This window comes from Bacillus testis (assembly GCF_001243895.1).
Classification (GTDB): Bacteria; Bacillota; Bacilli; order Bacillales; family DSM-1321; genus Bacillus_AD; species Bacillus_AD testis.
The window spans coordinates 3,402,272-3,420,911 of record NZ_LN851186.1 but is presented as its reverse complement, the minus strand read 5'-3'; the positions used below and the strand labels follow the sequence as shown (position 1 = coordinate 3,420,911).

Annotated in this window: 22 protein-coding genes and 1 pseudogene; 9 read left to right on the top strand and 14 right to left on the bottom strand. The window is 43.9% G+C overall.

What is annotated here, in order from left to right; all coding sequences use genetic code 11:
* Positions 1 to 21 precede the first annotated feature (21 nt).
* On the top strand, positions 22 to 264 hold the full coding sequence (locus BN1765_RS17005; protein WP_050616235.1) for a hypothetical protein: 243 nt from the start codon (positions 22 to 24) through the stop codon (positions 262 to 264).
* A gap of 374 nt (positions 265 to 638) precedes the next feature.
* Positions 639 to 1,019, top strand: a complete 381-nt coding sequence (locus tag BN1765_RS17000; RefSeq protein ID WP_050616234.1) for a hotdog fold thioesterase — start codon at positions 639 to 641, stop codon at positions 1,017 to 1,019.
* Between the two features lie 149 nt (positions 1,020 to 1,168).
* Here BN1765_RS17000 and BN1765_RS16995 read toward each other — a convergent pair whose 3' ends face one another.
* The 11 genes and pseudogenes from BN1765_RS16995 to BN1765_RS16950 form a co-directional block, all read right to left on the bottom strand.
* Positions 1,169 to 1,600 carry a GNAT family N-acetyltransferase gene (locus tag BN1765_RS16995; protein WP_050616233.1) on the bottom strand — a complete coding sequence of 144 codons (432 nt, stop codon included), beginning with the start codon at positions 1,598 to 1,600 and terminating at the stop codon, positions 1,169 to 1,171.
* 28 nt (positions 1,601 to 1,628) lie between these two features.
* Positions 1,629 to 1,793: pseudogene (locus tag BN1765_RS20175) on the bottom strand (IS1595 family transposase); the annotation flags it as partial.
* A gap of 106 nt (positions 1,794 to 1,899) precedes the next feature.
* Complete coding sequence (locus tag BN1765_RS16990) at positions 1,900 to 2,841, bottom strand: FAD-dependent monooxygenase (RefSeq protein ID WP_082195511.1); 942 nt, start codon at positions 2,839 to 2,841, stop codon at positions 1,900 to 1,902.
* Positions 2,775 to 3,041 carry an FAD-dependent oxidoreductase gene (locus BN1765_RS20615; protein ID WP_050616231.1) on the bottom strand — a complete coding sequence of 89 codons (267 nt, stop codon included), beginning with the start codon at positions 3,039 to 3,041 and terminating at the stop codon, positions 2,775 to 2,777. Before BN1765_RS20615 ends, BN1765_RS16990 begins: the two co-directional genes overlap by 67 nt.
* A gap of 139 nt (positions 3,042 to 3,180) precedes the next feature.
* Entirely contained in the window at positions 3,181 to 3,546 is a 366-nt protein-coding gene (mnhG, locus tag BN1765_RS16980) for a monovalent cation/H(+) antiporter subunit G (protein ID WP_050616230.1), read from the bottom strand.
* Positions 3,530 to 3,766, bottom strand: a complete 237-nt coding sequence (locus BN1765_RS16975) for a Na(+)/H(+) antiporter subunit F1 (protein ID WP_390621210.1) — start codon at positions 3,764 to 3,766, stop codon at positions 3,530 to 3,532. The genes mnhG and BN1765_RS16975 overlap by 17 nt, the downstream gene beginning before the upstream one ends.
* Before the next feature lie 47 nt (positions 3,767 to 3,813).
* Positions 3,814 to 4,290, bottom strand: coding sequence for a Na+/H+ antiporter subunit E (locus BN1765_RS16970; RefSeq protein WP_050616228.1), 477 nt, complete (start codon positions 4,288 to 4,290; stop codon positions 3,814 to 3,816).
* Between the two features lie 7 nt (positions 4,291 to 4,297).
* Positions 4,298 to 5,782: a Na+/H+ antiporter subunit D gene (locus tag BN1765_RS16965; protein WP_050616227.1), complete on the bottom strand. Its 1,485-nt coding sequence runs from the start codon at positions 5,780 to 5,782 to the stop codon at positions 4,298 to 4,300.
* Positions 5,775 to 6,116, bottom strand: coding sequence for a Na(+)/H(+) antiporter subunit C (locus BN1765_RS16960; RefSeq protein WP_050616226.1), 342 nt, complete (start codon positions 6,114 to 6,116; stop codon positions 5,775 to 5,777). Before BN1765_RS16960 ends, BN1765_RS16965 begins: the two co-directional genes overlap by 8 nt.
* On the bottom strand, positions 6,116 to 6,538 hold the full coding sequence (locus BN1765_RS16955; protein ID WP_050616225.1) for a Na(+)/H(+) antiporter subunit B: 423 nt from the start codon (positions 6,536 to 6,538) through the stop codon (positions 6,116 to 6,118). The genes BN1765_RS16960 and BN1765_RS16955 overlap by 1 nt, the downstream gene beginning before the upstream one ends.
* Positions 6,525 to 8,945 carry a Na+/H+ antiporter subunit A gene (locus tag BN1765_RS16950; RefSeq protein ID WP_050616224.1) on the bottom strand — a complete coding sequence of 807 codons (2,421 nt, stop codon included), beginning with the start codon at positions 8,943 to 8,945 and terminating at the stop codon, positions 6,525 to 6,527. Before BN1765_RS16950 ends, BN1765_RS16955 begins: the two co-directional genes overlap by 14 nt.
* A gap of 520 nt (positions 8,946 to 9,465) precedes the next feature.
* Between BN1765_RS16950 and BN1765_RS16945 the strand changes: the two genes are divergently transcribed.
* Complete coding sequence (locus tag BN1765_RS16945; RefSeq protein WP_230199545.1) at positions 9,466 to 10,017, top strand: DUF5366 family protein; 552 nt, start codon at positions 9,466 to 9,468, stop codon at positions 10,015 to 10,017.
* A 103-nt stretch (positions 10,018 to 10,120) separates the two neighbouring features.
* On the opposite strand, the gene BN1765_RS16940 is transcribed toward BN1765_RS16945, so the two are convergent.
* Positions 10,121 to 11,977, bottom strand: coding sequence for a transglycosylase domain-containing protein (locus tag BN1765_RS16940; RefSeq protein WP_050616222.1), 1,857 nt, complete (start codon positions 11,975 to 11,977; stop codon positions 10,121 to 10,123).
* Positions 11,978 to 12,299: 322 nt separating this feature from the next.
* Between BN1765_RS16940 and kapD the strand changes: the two genes are divergently transcribed.
* Complete coding sequence (gene kapD, locus BN1765_RS16935) at positions 12,300 to 12,923, top strand: 3'-5' exonuclease KapD (RefSeq protein ID WP_082195510.1); 624 nt, start codon at positions 12,300 to 12,302, stop codon at positions 12,921 to 12,923.
* A gap of 52 nt (positions 12,924 to 12,975) precedes the next feature.
* On the opposite strand, the gene BN1765_RS16930 is transcribed toward kapD, so the two are convergent.
* Positions 12,976 to 13,356 carry a kinase-associated lipoprotein KapB gene (locus BN1765_RS16930; protein WP_050616220.1) on the bottom strand — a complete coding sequence of 127 codons (381 nt, stop codon included), beginning with the start codon at positions 13,354 to 13,356 and terminating at the stop codon, positions 12,976 to 12,978.
* 205 nt (positions 13,357 to 13,561) lie between these two features.
* Here BN1765_RS16930 and BN1765_RS16925 point away from each other — a divergent pair, with 205 nt between their 5' ends.
* The 3 genes from BN1765_RS16925 to BN1765_RS16915 all read left to right on the top strand — a co-directional run bounded on the left by BN1765_RS16925 (position 13,562) and on the right by BN1765_RS16915 (position 15,194).
* Entirely contained in the window at positions 13,562 to 14,293 is a 732-nt protein-coding gene (locus BN1765_RS16925) for a peptidylprolyl isomerase (protein WP_050616219.1), read from the top strand.
* Positions 14,294 to 14,387: 94 nt separating this feature from the next.
* A complete protein-coding gene (locus BN1765_RS16920) occupies positions 14,388 to 14,603 on the top strand; it encodes a hypothetical protein (protein WP_050616218.1) in 216 nt (71 codons plus the stop codon).
* A 66-nt stretch (positions 14,604 to 14,669) separates the two neighbouring features.
* Complete coding sequence (locus BN1765_RS16915) at positions 14,670 to 15,194, top strand: superoxide dismutase family protein (protein ID WP_050616217.1); 525 nt, start codon at positions 14,670 to 14,672, stop codon at positions 15,192 to 15,194.
* A gap of 75 nt (positions 15,195 to 15,269) precedes the next feature.
* On the opposite strand, the gene BN1765_RS16910 is transcribed toward BN1765_RS16915, so the two are convergent.
* Positions 15,270 to 16,445 carry a MalY/PatB family protein gene (locus BN1765_RS16910; RefSeq protein ID WP_050616216.1) on the bottom strand — a complete coding sequence of 392 codons (1,176 nt, stop codon included), beginning with the start codon at positions 16,443 to 16,445 and terminating at the stop codon, positions 15,270 to 15,272.
* Positions 16,446 to 16,940: 495 nt separating this feature from the next.
* On the opposite strand from BN1765_RS16910, the gene BN1765_RS16905 reads away from it, so the two are divergent.
* The gene (locus BN1765_RS16905; protein ID WP_050616215.1) at positions 16,941 to 17,441 is read left to right on the top strand and encodes an Lrp/AsnC family transcriptional regulator; all 501 of its coding nucleotides are present in this window, start codon (positions 16,941 to 16,943) and stop codon (positions 17,439 to 17,441) included.
* Entirely contained in the window at positions 17,438 to 18,604 is a 1,167-nt protein-coding gene (locus BN1765_RS16900) for an aminotransferase (RefSeq protein WP_050616214.1), read from the top strand. Before BN1765_RS16905 ends, BN1765_RS16900 begins: the two co-directional genes overlap by 4 nt.
* Positions 18,605 to 18,640: the final 36 nt, after the last annotated feature.

Here is an 18,640-nt window from a genome sequence, read left to right as displayed (position 1 = left end):
GCCTAAAGAAGGAGTGATCCTATGTATCATGTTCGCAGGTCCGGCCCATACGGAAAAGGGTATGGTGGCCCTGGGCCGGGCGGCAATCCATTTTTCTTCGGCGGTGGTTTTGGCGCCCCATTTTTGGGAGGGGTAATAGGCGGCCTCGTAGGCAGTGCCCTTGTGCGGCCCCGTCCTCCCTATGCACCGGTATATGGAGGGAACTATTCTCCCTTCCAGTCCGCCCCTGGTTATCCGTACGGCGGAGGCTACTACTATTACTAAGAAAACAGCCCTCTTTTTTGCAAGAGGGCTGTTTTCTTATGTCCTTCTCATTTTCTTTCCTGAATCGGATATCCTTTTTTATGAAAAGGTTCTATTTTTATATCCAGAGGATCAGCACTTTTTTCATCAGGTGCAATAGCAAAAGATTAAGGCTGTCAAATTGGCGGTCTTTTTTTGCTAGAAAGCTTTGTATATTTATGGAGTAAACAAAAGGGGATAAAATATTGGTTGCCATTAACAAGCAAGTAATATAGATGATGTGCCTCCGATATATTTTATGATAAAGCTTCCGCAAGAATTGATTAAAGGGCACCTGTAGTATAATGGAGGTACATCTGGGATAAAGGCTAAAAACAAAAAGAGGAGGATGGAAAATGAATCTGGAAAACACGTTAATCCATGCGTTGGGCATGGAGATTACTAGTCTCGAAAAAGGGAAGGTAATCGCGACAATGCCTGTGAATGACCGAACTCGCCAGCCATTTGGTTTGTTGCATGGAGGGGCGTCTGTCGCTCTTGCGGAAACGGTGGCAAGCATCGGCGCATTACAATTGGTCGATCAAGAAAAAGAAGCGGCAGTCGGGCTGGAGATCAATGCCAACCATATCCGTGGCAAGAGAGACGGAATCGTTACAGCGCATGGGTCTTTGCTTCACCAAGGGCGTACAACTCAAATCTGGGAGATACGTATTGTCGATGAACAAGACAAGCTGATCTGCATGTCAAGATGCACCATGGCAGTCATTAAAAAATAGGCTCTGTTACATTTTAATATTGATATTGCATAAAAATAAAAGGAACCTTAATAAATTGGGGTTCCTCTATTCCTGTTACCTAACGTTTCCTGATCATTTAAGTGTAATTTTTCACGATCTTTATTTGTAAAAGAACCTCTTTAGGTGATTTAGATAAGATTTTTTGCAAATCCAATACTTTTTTCTACATAACCCATATTTTTATAAAATCTATGTGCTTGCACTCTTTCTGGCCGATTTCCGCTATTTAATCCGATTCCAGTAGCCCCAATTCTTCTTGCCCAACTTTCTGCCCCCTCTAAAAGTTTTTTCCCTATCCCCTTACTACGATAATGAGAATCTACAACAAGGGCTACAATACGAACATAGAAGCCATCCATCTCATAATAGTATTCTTTAATCATTCCAATCATCCCAACTACTTTGCCTTCATAAGAAGCTAGTATGGTACGATAATCAGGACTTGACTCAATATTACTAAAGCGTGTTTTCATATTTTCAATTGTAGTAGGATAACCAAGTTGTTCAATCAATGAAGTTAATTCCTCAATATCATTTATTGTTGCGTCTCTGATTTCCATTTTTAAATCCCCCTAAATTTTTACCGTCATATCGTTGCCGACCATTATATTTTCCGAATCGGCCTACGTGTTCAGATGAACCATGAGGGCACTCAAATCTTTCATTGATGCGAGTTTCTCTTATTTTATTTATTAAATGACAACCAGTAGAGAAAGAAGGTTCAACATATCGTTTAACCCATTGGTATCTTATTTCTTTTTTAGTATGGGGTAATTAAATACAAAAAAGTTGTTAAACGAGAGCCAAAAGGCCGCGCGGGTTGGCGGCCGCTCTTAGGGAAGTTCTATTTGGCGCTAAGTCAAGATGTTTGTACGGAAAAGAGATCTTTCAGCTTTTTCGTGTGGATGGAATCAGGGGCCAGTTCGATCATCTTGTTGCGCAATGTGCATAATAATGGAGCTTCGAGCTGAGCTACCTTCCCGATCATCCACGAGTCCTTGACTACTTTTCGTGTCCGGTCCATCCTGATTTTTTCATATTCAAGGAATGCCTGCCTGATTTCTTGTTGGCGATCAAAACATAGAGCCAAAATCAAGGCGTCTTCAAGTGCCTGGCAGGCTCCTTGTGCCATATTGGGCGTGGTGGCATGCGCTGCATCCCCTATAAGCAGAATCCGCTGAAAGGCGAATTGCTTGATGGGAGGCAAATCATAGATATTCCGATAAAAGATGTCAACTTGTTCGGTTTTATCTAGTAAAACAGGTATCGGTTCATGGTAATCTATGAAATGGTAACAAAGATCTTCCTTGCTCCAATATCTTAATTCCTCATTATGTTCGTGGCAATTCTTCAGGGCATACCAATATATGCGATCCTGTGCCAATGGGACAATGCCAAATCTTCCTTTAGGCCCCCATGTTTCTGTAAAACGCTTAGCGATGTGAGCCGGACAGTGCCGGACAATTCCCCTCCAGCAAGCATAGCCGGCAAAGCGAACAGAATGTCCAGGAAGCAAAGTCTCTCTGATCGTTGAAAAGATCCCATCACTGGCAATCATATAATCGGTTTCTGCACAGGTACCGTCTTCAAATGCCAGCCTTACATGATCGCCATCCTGCTTGAAGTGAATCAATTTCTTTTGGTAGACAATGGTGCCTGCTGCCAAGGCGGCAGACAGAATCCGGACGAGTTCAGAACGCAAGACGAATGTATACGGGACATCTTGCTCATTCTCTATAGATGCAGCTTTGTCAACTGCTTCCCTTTTTCCGTTAAAATCGAACAAAATTTTTCTGTCCAACCGATTTCCCGGATGGCATCGCCAAGCTGCAAAAAATCCAGTGCAACCATTGCGTTAGCACCCAGAATGATACCGGCTCCCAACTCAATGGTTTTCTCTTGCTTTTCATAAAGAGTGACAGAATAACCCAGCTTCTGTAAAGCGAGGGCCACCCCCAACCCTCCGATGCCTCCGCCTATCACTGCAATACGCTTATTCACGTGTATTCCCCCTCTATCCCCTTTCTCTTACTATAGCGCTTCAAAAAGAGAAAAAAAGTTAACATTAAGGGAACTTTTTACATCTATTGGCATTTGACACGATCATTCCGACATTTTTAGGAAGAAAAAAAGCTAGGAATTAATCCCTAGCTTTTTTTGCGGCCCGTTCACGTGCTGTCTTTAAATCATCGCGGCATGTCTGGCCGCATACTTTTACACCGGTATTATATGCAGCTCTGCTGATCAGGTGGCCTGATACAGGAGCTGTAAAGAAGATGAAGAAGATCCCGAGCAAAACCCGAGAATTGAAATGGCCGTGCGCACCGTAAAAGTAAATGAAGGTTCCGAGCAAAATGCTCATAATCCCGAGTGTGGCGCTTTTTGAAGCGGCATGGTTGCGTGTATATATATCAGGCAGCCTGATCAATCCGAAGGCGGTCACCATTGACAGGAATGCACCTAAAAGGATGAAGATGGCGGCTATGATTTTACTTATTTCGATCATATTCGATAATTTCCCCCTTCTCCAAGTATTTGGCGAAAGCAATCGTGCCGATGAAGGCAAGGATGCCGAGCAGCAGGATTACCTCGAGGAAGGCATATGTGTCAAGTAGGATTGAAATCAAAGCGATAACAGCAATCAAGTTGATCCCCATTGCGTCCAACGCAATCACCCGGTCGGGGATGGATGGCCCTTTAATAACGCGATAGAGAAGGGCAAGCATGGAAAGCGAGATGCAGGCCAAGGCTATTAAAATAATAATTTGGAACATTATCTGCTCACCTCCATAATTGCTTTCTCAAGTGTATTTTTAATGCCGGCCACTTCTGCTTTCATATCCTCTAAATGCATGGCATGGATGTAAAGCGTAGAGTTATCCTCCGAGACTTCGATGACAAGCGTACCCGGTGTTAACGTGATCAGATTAGAGAGAAGGGTGATTTCCCAATCAGTCTTCAACTCGGTCTCCAAGGCAAAAATGCCAGGCTGGATATCGAGCTTCGGCTTCAAGATGACCTTTAAAACGGCAATGTTCGAAAGGATCAGTGCCTTGAAGAAGGTAAAGATCAGCTTAATGACTGCCACGACTCGAATCAAATAAAAGCTGGACCGGAAAAAACGCCGGAAGCTGTACAGAATCAGCAAGCCAAGCAGATACCCGGCAACGAACGAGGATGGCTGCGATGAAGTCGACAGGAACATCCAGATGAAGGCCAGGAATACATTCAATAGTATTTGAAATGCCATTAGTCCATTACTCCTTTAACACCGCATTTATATATAAATCCGGATTCATTAATGTTTCAGTGGCTTGGGAAAGGTAAGGGAATATTCCTTCCAATCCTGAACCAATCGCAAGTGACACGGCCACCAGAACCATGGCAGGCCCTGCCATGCTGTACAATGAACGGGCGGGCATTTCAAATGCTTTCTTAGGTGTGCCCCAAAACCCGTGGATAAAAATCTTCATGACGGAATAAAGGACGAACAGACTGGATGCAATGACGATGAAAGTGCCGATGTAGGCTTTGGCTTCGATTGAACCTTGAATAATCAGCAATTTTCCCGGGAAACCGCTGAGAGGCGGAATGCCAGCCAAGGAAATGGCGGCAAGGAAGAATGTCCAGCCGACCCATGGATAGGCTTTGATTAATCCGCCCATTTCGCGCAAATCGTTCGTCCCTGTAATTTTGGCCATAATTCCGACAAGCAGGAACAATGCCGCCTTAATAATCATATCGTGTACGAGATACAGCAAGGCGCCCATTGTGCCAGCATCATTGTTCAATGAGATGCCGAAGACAATGACACCGACCGCGATCACAATATTGTAGATGATGATTTTTTTGATATCCCAATATGCAATTGCCCCAATGACCCCCACGACAATGGATAGCAGGCCAATGGCCCCAAGGAATGCATGCGTGTAACTGACATCATGAGTAAAGATCAGTGTATACGTGCGGAAAATCGAGTAGATTCCCACCTTTGTCAATAACGCTCCGAATAAAGCAAGCACTGGCGCCGGAGCTGCGTAATATGAACCTGGCAGCCAAAAGAATAACGGAAAGACGGCGCCCTTTAGACCGAATACAATCATCAGTAGGACAGCGATGACTGTCAGAATGCCAGGCTGTCCCGATTCAGCCACGCGGCTTGCGATATGCGCCATATTAAGCGTACCGACAATCGAATACAGATAAGCCACAGCTATAACAAAAATGGCTGAAGAAATGACATTGACCAAAATATATTTAAGTGTTTCGCGCAATTGGACTTTCGTGCCTCCGAGCACAAGCAGCACATAGGAAGCCATCAGCATTACTTCAAAGAAAACGAACAGGTTGAAAATATCGCCTGTCAGGAATGCTCCGTTTACGCCGACAATCAAGAAATGGAAGACGGCATAATAATAGAATTTTTCCCGTTCAAGCCCGATTGATTTCGTTGAATAGATGCTGACGCAATAAGCGATGATGTTGGTTGTAAGGACCAATAAGGAAGACAGCATATCCGCGGCAATCGTGATGCCGAACGGAGCTTTCCAGTTGCTTACATCAAGTGTCAGCATGCCGCTTTCAGCGACCTGTTGGATTAAATAAAGGCTGATTCCTATTCCGATTGCGAATGAAATGACTGACAGCATACGCTGCACTTTCACATTGCGGAAGAAAAGCAGGAGAATGCCAGTCAGGAGAGGCAATAGAACAGGGAAAAGCACGATGTTATGACTATTCATTCGATTCGCTTCCTCTCAATAGATCCATATTATCTGTTCCCAGTTCCTGATACGCTCTGTAAGCCAATACAAGAAAATAGGAGGTAACACCGAAGCTGATGACAATAGAAGTGAGGATCAATGCTTGCGGAAGCGGATCGACGTATGATTTGGCGTGTTCGCCAAGAAGCGGAACCGCTCCACGTTTCAATCCTCCCATTGTCAATATTAGTAAATGGGCTCCGTGGCTCAATAAGCCGGTACCAATAATGATGCGCAAGATACTTTTTGAAAGCATAAGGTAGGTTGCGCAAGTAAACAGAATACCAATGATAAACGCCATTAAGATTTCCATTATTCACTCTCCCCTATACTTTGGATAATGGTCATCGTAACGCCCACAACAACCAGGTAAACGCCCAGGTCGAATAATGTGGCTGTATGCAGAGACGTCTTCCCGATGATCGGCAACTGATAGTAGCTGTAAAAATGGGTCAGGAACGGTTTTCCAATCAAAACCGGAAATAATCCGGTAAAGGAGGAAACCAGTAACCCGGACCCGATGAGATAGCGATAATTGATGGGTACGATTTTTTTTGCCGTCTTTAAGTCGAAGGCAATCATGATCAAAACAATGGCTGCCGATGTAATCAGTCCGCCGACGAAGCCGCCGCCGGCAAAATAATGGCCGGAGAAGAACAGGCGGACGGCAAACATGATGATGATGAATACGGCAACTTTTGTGGCTGTCTGTAAAATGATATCATTTGTTTTCATTCGCTTTTTTCCCTCCCCGTTTGGTCAGCCGAAGTTTAATCATACTGTAGATGCCGATTGCCGCAATGCCAAGGACAGTGATTTCGAACATTGTATCAAGGCCACGGTAATCCACTAATGTAACGTTAACGACGTTTTTCCCGCCTGCTTCTGTATAGGCGGTATCCAGATAGTATTTAGAAATCGTGTCAAATAACTTGGTGCTGTGGGCCGATAAGGCAATCAGCGTAACCACTGTCCCAACCCCAAGAGAAATCAGCAGATTGGTGCCGCGGAATTTTAACCGTTCTTCTTTACGGAACTTCTTCGGCAAATGATAGAAGCACAATAAGAAAAGTGCTGTAGAGACAGTTTCGACAACCAGCTGGGTCAGAGCCAAGTCAGGCGCTCTGAATAAAACAAAAAATAAAGAAACGGTATAGCCCACTGATCCTAGGACGATAATGGACGTTAACCGGGATTTTACAAACAGAATAGATACAGCGCCAATAGCAATGACGGCAGCAAGAACGACTTCATAGAAGCCGATCGGGGCTGTATCGATGGTACTGTAGTTGAACGCATTCTTCAGGTAGATGGTAAATCCTAACGATCCAATGAAGAAAATGAAAATATAGACTAAATAGTTTCTGATGAAACCTGTCATAAACAGCTTTACCAGATTGAACGAGCCGTTTTCCATGGCAGGGAGCGCATGGTCGTATAAATTCGTAAATGAAAGCTTCTCCGGAAACGCTTTGTAGAGGCCTTTCCATTTTGGCCACAGTACATAAAGAAGCAGGCCGACGGCAATAATGCCAATCGTCATAAACAATGCCGGCGTTGCTCCGTGCCAGAAGGCAATATGCAGCTCATAGTCTGCAGGCAAGACATCTCCAAGAACAGACGCGGCTGCAGGTTTGATGAGCGTTTCAGTCAACATGTTCGGGAATAATCCGAAGAGGATGACCAACAATGCCAAAATGATTGGTGAGAGCAGCATACCGAAAGGTGCTTCATGCGGTTTTTTCGGCAATTTCTCCGGTTGGTACTTCCCTGTAAATGTCTTAAACACAACCATCATACTGTAGACAAAGGTAAATACGCTGGCAATCCAGGCCAGTACCGGGAAGAGCGAACCCCATGTCGACATATTGAATAAATCGAGCGACAGAACAGATACCATGCTTTCCAGGAACATTTCTTTACTTAGGAATCCATTGAAAGGCGGCAATCCGGCCATTGAAAATGTTCCGATAACGGCAATGGTAAAGGTGATAGGCATAAACGACATTAGTCCGCCCAGTTTGCGGATATCACGCGTACCTGTCTCATGGTCGACAATCCCGACCATCATAAACAGGCTGCCTTTAAATGTAGCATGATTGATCAAATGGAAAATAGCTGCCATAGTCGCAGCAATGTAGATATTTTCATTGCCTAGCTGTGGATAATGGACAGCTGCTGCTCCTACGCCCAACAATGACATAATGAGCCCAAGCTGGGAAACGGTAGAATAAGCTAGTATCCCTTTCAAATCTGTTTGCCGGATGGCATTGAAGGAGCCCCACAATAAAGTCAAAAGCCCGATGCCGCCGACAAGCCAGAGCCAAACGCCGGATTGGGCAAATAGTGGGCTTAGGCGGGCAACTAGATAAATACCAGCTTTAACCATTGTGGCCGAATGCAGATATGCACTGACAGGAGTCGGCGCTTCCATTGCATCAGGAAGCCAAATATGGAACGGAAATTGTGCGGATTTTGTAAAAGCACCAAGCAGAACCAACAGCATGGCAGCAAGGAATAACGGGTGATCCACAATTGTTCCGGCTTGCGCGATCAATCCACGGATGCTGAATGTTCCTCCCATGATGTATAGCATAACAATCGCACCAAGCATGCTGAGGCCGCCAAACACAGTGATCAGCATGGATTTTTGTGCTCCATATCGTGAGCGTTCGCGGTTGTGCCAATAGCCAATCAGCAGGAAGGAAGACAGGCTTGTGAACTCCCAGAACATATACAGAACTATCAGGTTATCGGATAAGACAACTCCAAGCATAGCTCCCATGAACAATAGCAAATATACATAGAAATTATGTAGTTGTTCTTTTTTCTTAGATAAGTAAAAGATGGAGTACAGGACGACCAAAGAGCCGATTCCTGTGATCAGCAGGGCGAATAACAAGGATAGTCCATCAATAATCGTGGTGAAATTGATATTGAGTGATGGAATCCATTTCAACGTTTCCTTGATTTCTTGTCCTTGCCGGACTGCGGGAATTTTCAGGAAAAAATAAGAAAACAATACAACTGGCAGAGCAAGTACGAACCAGCCCGTGTGGACACGGCGGAACAGTTTGTACAGTACAGGTATTATGACAGCTAACAGAAAGGGCGAAAGGATGGCCCAATGAAGCAATGACATATGATCCCTCCCTTTTTTTGTGTAAGTATAGTTGCATGAAAAGGCCCTATTGGATTCCTTAATAGGGCCAATTATGCATTCATACGAATAAAAAACCTTTTTCCTAGTATTTCCGAAACGGTACAAATACATGAAAGAAAGGTTCAAAAGTAAAATAGCAGTTTCCCGTTTTTTTGTAAATGGAAGTCCTTGCATGGCTGCATATGCTATTATTATAGCTCAAATAATACGCTTATGCATGGCTCCAATGGGAATCAACCGAGCTTCACCTTTTGCTAATAAATAAGAAGAAACACATCAAAATAGCTCCATAAATTTTTATGAAAATGTTGAAAATGTGATAAAAGAAAGGCTAATGCAGGTCGATTAAATAGAAGGAATTGGTTAATTACTCAGAGCCATTCATCTTTTTAGAACGGAAAAGAAGTGGGGGATGGATAGAAATGGTACAATGATTATTATGCATGGGCATTGATTGTGGAAATTCAATCACAACATACTAACATCTCTAAGAGGATGAATGATGAAAAATACATATTTCACAGGCTATTTTCCGTTTATATCAATCGTGTTATTCAGCTTATCCTATTCACTTTTTGCCCAGAAATGGGCCATTCGCCAGTTCGTCGCATTTGGCTTATATGATGGGCTGCTTTCTTTCTTTTCAAGTGGAGGTATAAGACTGACGGTGCTTTTGCTCATATTTTTCATGGTACTAGCTGCTTTAAAGCTGATTTCGGATACAGTTATCCGATTATCGATGCTGCTTTTTTCAAAAGACCATGAAGGAGCCGTATTGAAGAGTGCCCGGATGGGATCGGTTATCTTTCTTTTCGGAGGAGGGGCTTCTTTGTTGTGCAGCTTCTCTATCCTGGCGATCACTCTTGTTTTTTTCATAACAACCATGTCGGCATTCATTTATTTTGTTTATCAGGCAGGTTCTTATATGACGACAGCAGGCCTCTTTGGCATGGTTTCCTTTCTGGTGCTTTTCTGGAGCAGTCTGCTCACTGTGACTGCTTTTGCCATCTTAAAGCTGTACAATGGCTTGGCTGCCAGTATACCAGTTTAAAGCCGCCAATATCACAAGCTTTGCACCGGAATGCGACAAGGCGATCATAGCCATTGGATCAGGCCAAAGAAGCTGGGGGAAGATAGATCATCCAACAGCTTCTTTAATGTATTTCTGACATGATAGCTTTCCAGACGGCCAGGTGGGGCGCTTTTGTATATTGAAGGCTGCCTGGGCTGTCTTTTCCTACCCAAACGCCAGCGGTATAATGTTTGTCCAGACCGACCATCCATAAATCTTTATAATCGTTGGTTGTTCCCGTTTTTCCTCCAATATAGCCGGCACTCGGAATATTCGCTTTTACAGCCGTTCCTTCTGTCATGGGACTGTGTAAAAGGGTCCGCATTTTTTGCAGTGTCTTATCGGACCAAACACGCGTCCTTGGTTTATGCCAAGAATAAAGGGTATGGCCAGAAGAATCCTTCACATACTTGATCGCGACAGGCTGCTGATAGGAACCATCGGCGAAAGAGGTATAGGCGCTGGTCAATTCCAGCGGGCTCATGCCGTACGTGAAACCGCCGATTGCTGCAGGAAGGGCATAATCTGCGGCAGTTATTTTCTTGAAACGGAAGGCATTTAAATAGGCAAAACTTTTTTGGATTCCTGCTTTCTGGAACAGGCGAACAGCCGGCGTGTTGTATGAATGCGCAAAAGCCTGTCTGATGGTGACATATCCATAACGGGCATGATTGTAATTTTCCGGGCAGTAGCTTTTGCTGCAAAAGGGCCCTGCATTGATAAGTTCATCGATTCCTGCTCCTGTCAGCTCTAGGTAAGGGGCGTATACCAATAGCGGCTTGATTGCCGATCCCGGCTGCCGATAACTTTGGTATCCGCGATGGAAAGAATATTTTTTATACTCTTTTGCCCCAGTCAAAGAGACAAGCTCATGCGTATCATGTAATATGACCGCAGTGGCACCTTCCGTTTCTTTGTCGGGGAGATAGGTCTGCAAAGCATTCTGGGCCCGTGTTTGAATCCTTTGATCCAACGAAGTATAAATGGAAACGCCAGAAGCCAGCACGTCCTTCACTCGTATGTCCAATCTCTTTTCCGCCTTTGCCCGGATTTGCAAATCATTGCTATTCAGAGCTTGGGTAAAACCTTCTTGGTCGGCGACAAGCTGCTTGAATTCTCTTTCCACGTAGGCGGCATAGTCAGGATAGAGATCGACAATGGTACCCTTTTTTAAATGGATGGGAGAGGCTGCAATAGCACTGCCTTGTTGTTTGGTCAGTTTGTTTTGCTGGACCAGCTGGTTTATAAGCCGTTCCTGGCGATGTTTGGCCTGTTCCGGATGACGGAAAGGGTCGTAAAGAGAAGGATTATTCGGTATGGCTGCAAGCAGGATGATTTGCGCAGGAGAAAGTTTGCCCGCTGTCGTATCAAAATAATAGCGTGCCGCTGCTTCTATCCCATAGACACTATTATCGAAATAAATTGCATTTATATATTGTTCCAGTATTTGATTTTTTGAATATCGTTTTTCTATTTGATAGGCGTATAAAAGTTCCGAGAATTTCCTGTTGTATGTTTTTTCCTGAGTCAGATAAAGATTTCGTGCCAATTGCTGTGTAATCGTGCTCCCGCCTTCTTCAATGGAATTGTGTCTGGCGTTTTCAATGAATGCCCTGGCAATAGCGCTAACATCTACACCATCGTGCTTAAAGAAAGAGCGGTCTTCGGAAACGACAAAAGTGTCCTTAGCCAACTGCGGAATTTTTGCGAAAGGAAGGTAGATTCTTGTTTCGCCGGTTGAAATGGCCGAAAACGTTGTACCGTCATCGCTTTTAATCATACTCAATGTAGATAAGGGATTTGCAGATAACCGCACTTTATCCTCAATCATTGAGGTAACGGGAATAACATTTTCCCATTCAACGTGAAATAATTGAACAACCAAAATGAATAGAGGGAGCATAAGTATAACCATCAGATAGCCGAAAAACGTCCGCATCCATTGACTCTCCTTTAACCAGCGTTAATAAGGATCGGCGACGCTAAAAGAAAAGCATCCCTTCCTTATTTGTCGGCCTTCTGGCGAGGATGTTTAAGTACGATGGACAAGTTTATTCTATTCAATCTAGCGTTAAGAGTTCGGGTTGGTTCCACAAATGATCAGCGGATGCGGCAATGGTCAAAGTTTCACTTTACCGCTGCTGAAGAGCAGAAGAGAGAAAAACCGCTTTCATAAAATAGCGGTTTTTGCAGGAAGAATCTGATATACTACTCTAAAAGTAAACCAGTACATTAAAATGACCAGGCAGGAGGGGGAAAACTTGGAGAGTAACCAGCAATATTTGTTTATTGATTTTGAGTTTACGATGCCGGAAGCCAAAATGAAAACGGAAGGCTTCTATCCGGAGATTATAGAGGTCGGTTTAATCTCTGTGTTGAATGAAGAAATACAGCATACATTGTCTGCTTATGTGAAGCCGCAACGGTTTCCCATTCTTTCCGAACGGTGCAAGAATTTCCTTGGGATCAGCCAGCAAAAGGTGGATGAAGGAATTGCCTTTGAAGAATTGGTTAAACAACTGAAGGATAGTGAACTCAAGGATAAGACAAGCCATATTGTCACCTGGGGCAATATGGATATGAAGGTCCTAAGGCAGAATTGCCAGGCCAATCATATTGCGTTTCCTTTTAAGGGAGAGTTTATCGATTTGTCGATGGAATACAAGCGTTTTTTTGGAGACCAGAATCAGACGGGCCTATGGAAGGCTGTAAAAGCCTATGGCAAGGATGGGGTTGGCAGCCATCACCGCGCTTTGGATGATGCGATGACAACCTATAATATTTGTAAGCTCGTGGATAACGATAAAAAATATATGAATAATTATGAGCCTACGACGATAGGGGATATGATTGATATATCCGGAGTATGGGATAAATTTGCATAAAACAGCCAAATCTTTGTTCAAGATTTGGCTGTTTTATTTTTAGAAAATAACCTTATTTAAAATAATCTTTCTCCAATTCTGCTGCCGCTGCCTTACTGTATGCGGTCCATTCATCATTGCCTTCTTGGAGAGAATCTTTTAGTTGTTCAAATGCTGCTTTCAAAGACTCTTTGTAGTCAGGCACTTCACCGTCATAGGGCTTTACAAGATTTTTTGGGGCGTTGATCTGTTCGCGGTAGGCAAGAGCTTTGCGGATATGGAACATTGCGACATCCACTTGCTTTGGGTTATGCAAGTCGCCCTGCATCGGGTGTTTCAGGACAGCAGCAATTCTAACCAAGTAACTTTGTTCAGTCACTGCGGTGATCTCCCCTATGTATTTGCCTGTTTTATTCAGTACTGTGACAGTAGAACCTACTTGCAGTTCAGACATTGATTTACCATCCTCTCTTCTTCCATTCCATTATTCCTTTATCATACAAAAACAAGGAGATGAATGGCAATTTTTAAGAGTTTCATTGCTAAAAAGGAGAAACGGAGGACGAAAATGGAAAATATAGCTTGTGGGAAGGGGGGATGTTCATCTATTATGGCGATAGAGATTCCCTATCTGAGGGTGTTTGAAGGAGGAAAAAAGGATGAAGAAAAAAGTTTACATAGTGCTCATTGGCCTTTTACTGGTCCTAGCCGGCTGTACCAAGGATAAAAGTGAGCCTAAAAAAGAAGCGGAAAAGAACAGTTCTAAGCAGGAACAAGCCGCACCGGCAAACTTGGAGGGCTACCCTCAGTTCTCTGGTATTTCGGAGGACGAGGACGTAGTCATCATGCATTTGAACAATGGCGATATCAAGATTAAATTATTTCCTGCATACGCACCAAAAACGGTCGAAAATTTTATGAAGCATGCAGAAGATGGCTATTATAACGGGCTTACCTTCCATCGTGTGATCAATGACTTTATGATCCAGGGCGGAGACCCTAAAGGGAACGGTACGGGTGGTGAGAGCATCTGGGGCAAGCCGTTTGAGGATGAGTTTTCCGACAAGCTGTTCAACGTGAGGGGAGCACTGTCGATGGCTAATGCAGGGCCAAATACGAATGGCAGTCAGTTCTTTATTGTACAGGCTCCTGCCATAGATGATTCTTGGGTTTCCAAGATGAAAGAAGCCGGTTATCCTGAGCCAATTATTAAAGCGTACCAGGACCAAGGAGGCACCCCTTATCTGGATCAGCATCATACCGTCTTCGGACAAGTGGTAGAGGGGATGGAAACAGTGGATGCAATCGCCCAAATGGACGTCGGTCAGGATGACAAGCCAAAAAAGGATGTTGTGATTAAAAGTATAGAGATCGTTCAAAAAGCAAAATAATGAAACCTTGTAACAAGCTTTATGAACGTCAATGCGCTCTATTTTTAAAACTGTTATAATATGTAATAACAGGATAAGAAAGGATGCGTTTTCCGTGAGTTTCTTTACTAACAGTGTAATTGGCCTGTTTCTTTATTTTCCTAAAGATAAGCGTGAGTATATACCTGCAGGCATTACATTCGCTCTTTTTTTGGCCGCAGCCATCGTGACAATGATCTTAATCATCAGGCATTCGAGAAAGGAAGAAGCCAACATGAAAGAGATTGAACAGACTTTAATCGAGACCGAAACAAAGCACAGCAATAGGTAGTCCATGGTATAAAAGATGCTTCCTTGGGCAAAATAACCATTAAATTGTCTGATGGAGGCATCTGTAATGAGAATAGCATTGTTCTTGGCTTGTATCATGATATTATTAGCGGGCTGTGCAGAGAAAAAACCTACAAATCTAACCGTTAAAATGTATAATCGATCTGGAGATCAATTGGGGGATATCAAGCTTGCCCAGCAAAGCAAAGGCTTGGAGGTGGATATTGATCTTGAAGGCCTGCCGCCAGGGAACCATGCAATCCATTTTCATAATAAGGGTTCATGCAAAGCCCCTGATTTTAAATCGGCCGGCGATCATTTCAATCCCGATAGCAAGGAACATGGCTTAATGAATGAAAAGGGCGCCCATATCGGTGATCTGCCCAATATTACCGTCGATGATAAAGGAAAGGCTAAAGTGACGCTTCAATCGGAAGCAACACTTAAGAGTAATCGGAATAGCCTGTTGACGCGGGATGGAACAAGCATCGTTATACATAGCAAGCAGGATAACGGTATGACCCAGCCCGCCGGCGATTCCGGTGAGCGGATTGCATGCGGGGTAGTCAGCAAAGAAAAGAAAGCTAAATAAGTTTCGTAAAAAAAAGCATCGCCATTCCGGATAGGAGGCGGTGCTTTTGGGTCTTTCTGAAGCAACAAAGGGTTGTCAGTCTGCCTTTAAAGCAGCATAGATTCTTTGGAGTCCATCGTTTAATGTTTTGGTGGTGCAGCCTATGTTTAGCCTAATAAACCCCTCTCCGCCAGGCCCATAGCTTTTCCCTGGCGAAACCGCGATTTTGCCTTTTTTAATTAAACGTGTTTGCAATTCTTCATCAGAAAGGCCTAAGGCTCTGCAGTCAATCCATACCAGATAGGAAGCTTGGGGAGCGAGGACTTTAATATCCGGCATTTTTTCCGCGAAGAATGCTTGGACGGTTTCGGCATGTTGCTGTAAATAAACAACCAACGCATCAAGCCACGGTTTTCCGCTCGTGTAAGCAGCTTTGATTACTTCGAATGCGAACAGATTCAATCCGTGAAAAGCAAGTCTGTGCTGTGTTGCATCTATGGCGGCCAATAACTCTTCGTTTTCACAAATGATGATGGAAGCCTGGATGCCGGCTACATTGAATGTTTTGCTCGGCGCCATGAAGGTAACGGTTCTTTTGGCAATCTCTTTGCCCAATGAAGCGATTGGATAATGTTTAGCACCGGGCAGGCAAAGATCTGCATGGATTTCATCGGAGAGAATAATCACATCGTATTTAACGCATAGCTCTCCGATTTGCTGCAGGTCAGAAGCGCTCCAGACAATGCCTCCTGGATTATGCGGGCTGCACAACAGCAAGATTTTGACGCCATCTTTTAATTTTGCTTCCAAATCCTCGAAATTGATCTTAAGCTTGCCGTTTGTATAGGTTAACGGGCTTGTCACGAGTTCGCGGTTATTATTTTTGACCGTATCGAAAAAGGGCGTGTAGACAGGTGTATGAATCAATATTTTGTCCCCAGGCTCAGAGAGGGCCAGGATGCTCATCGTGAAGCCGGAAACCACTCCCGGGCTGAAAGAGATGGCTTGCTTGGATACATTCCAACCATATACATCTTTTAACCAGTGGATAACGCTGTCATATACTTCTTTTGTCGCCCCTGTATATCCGTATACGGGGTGCTGGGCACGTTTTACGAGTGCATCTGTGATTTCTTGGGGAGAGGCGAAATCAGTATCCGCCACCCACATCGGCAATAACTCAGAACCGCCGAAACGTTCGTCGGCAAAGTCCCATTTAAGAGAAGCTGTATTCCTTCTGTTTATTTCTTCATCAAAATTCCAATCACTCATTATTCCTTCACCTTCTATGTTTATATTTGTCGGGAACAAGAACAAGGGTGTTCCCGGTCATTTGCCAGCTATCCTATGAACTATTCCCAAAGAGCAATTCCTCAGTATTCCCTTCCCTATTAATCGATTGAATAATCAAAGAAACAGCCAGGCCGGGACCTCATTCTTCTATTGTAGCGGATAAGAAAAAGGGGTGCCTGTTTATTTTGAATATTTGAGCATTTCGATTCATTCTAGCTGTCCCATACTTAACACGAGGAGGGAATGGAAGGTCAAGCGCCAGTAAGAACTTTGTTCAACGCGCCTGATCGGCGGAAGTTCTAGCTAGGAACATAGAAAGAAATCAGCCACTCCGCTAAAAAAATCCATTATCATCTATTTTGAAACTTGCTATAATAGGAATGTTTCCACACTAATCGGTTAGTTATATGTTTGTAAAAATAATAGACTATTAGTAATTTTTTCTAATAAGCATATCTCACTAGGAGGGTATTTATGCACTTAAACACAACGGAATTGCGGGCATTGCAGCTCATTGAGAATAATGGTCGGCTGGAAACGGCAGATTTGGCGAAAATGGTCGACATTACTGAATCGGAGTTGGAAGCAACTCTCAAGAAATTAGAGGATATGAAAGTCATCGTACGCTATATGACAATCATCAACTGGGCAAAAGTAGATGAGCACCATGGAGTGACAGCGATGATTGATGTAAAGGTGACTCCAAAGCGGGGCGTCGGCTTTGATGAGGTGGCCAAGCGAATCTATCGGTTCAAAGAAGTCCAATCCGTCTATTTGATGTCGGGCGCTTATGATTTGTCCGTTACGATTGAAGGGAAAACAATGAATGAAGTAGCGAGCTTTGTATCAGATAAGCTGTCAACGCTGGATTCTGTCATTTCAACAACCACTCATTTTATATTGAAAAAATACAAACATGATGGAACGATTTTTGAGCAGGGCGATGAAGACAAAAGGATTGTGGTATCACCATGAGTGGGACGAAATACTTATCGAGAACCGTCCAGGAAATGAAGCCGTCAGGCATACGTAAGTTTTTTGATTTAGCAGCGACTATGGAAGGCGTCGTTTCTCTAGGCGTCGGCGAACCGGATTTTGTGACTTCGTGGTCGGCAAGGGAGGCAGCCATTGCTTCATTGGAGCAAGGTTTTACTTCTTACACGGCCAATGCAGGTTTACTGGAATTGAGGAATGAAATTTCAAAATATATGAACAATTCATTCGGGCTTCATTACGATCCTGGGCATGAAATCATCGTGACTGTCGGAGCCAGCCAAGCACTTGATATTGCGCTGCGTGCCATTATTAACCCAGGCGATGAAGTTATAGTGGTAGAACCATCCTTTGTCGCATACGCACCACTCGTAGAGCTCGCTGGAGGTGTGCCGGTCCGTTTATCGACTAAGAAAGAAAACGGGTTTAAATTGACGGCTGCAGAGCTTGAAGAGGCCATCACGAATCGGACAAAGGCACTATTAATCTGTTCACCAAACAATCCGACCGGCACACAATTGGCCGGTAGTGATCTTCGTGAATTATCAGAAGTAATTATTAAGCATGACCTGGTTGTATTGTCGGACGAAATCTATGCGGAACTAGCCTATGATGAGCCGTTCACAAGTTTTGCAAGCATGCCTAATATGAGAGAACGTACAATTGTGATCAATGGCTTCTCTAAAGGTTTTGCCATGACGGGCTGGAGGCTCGGTTTTGTCTGTGCGCCGCGAGTGTGGAGTGAAGCAATGCTTAAAATCCATCAATACGCGATGATGTGTGCACCTTCTATGTCACAGTTTGCTGCGCTGGAAGCCTTAAAAAATGGCATGCAGGATGTCGAGGACATGCGTAACAGCTATCGTGCGCGCCGCAATTATATTGTCCATTCATTTAATGAACTTGGTTTGGACTGCCATACACCGGGGGGCGCTTTTTATGCATTTCCCTCTATTGAAAGTACAGGTTTGACATCCGAGCAATTTGCAGAAAAGCTCCTTATAGAGGAAAAAGTGGCTGTAGTGCCCGGTAATGTATTCGGTAGCAGCGGTGAAGGGCATGTCCGCGCTTCCTATGCTTCATCGTTGGAGCAGTTACAGGAGGCGGTCAAACGGATTGGCAGGTTCCTCGAGAACTATCGCTAAGAGCGCCAATTAAAGATAAGGCCGGATTGCCGTTTT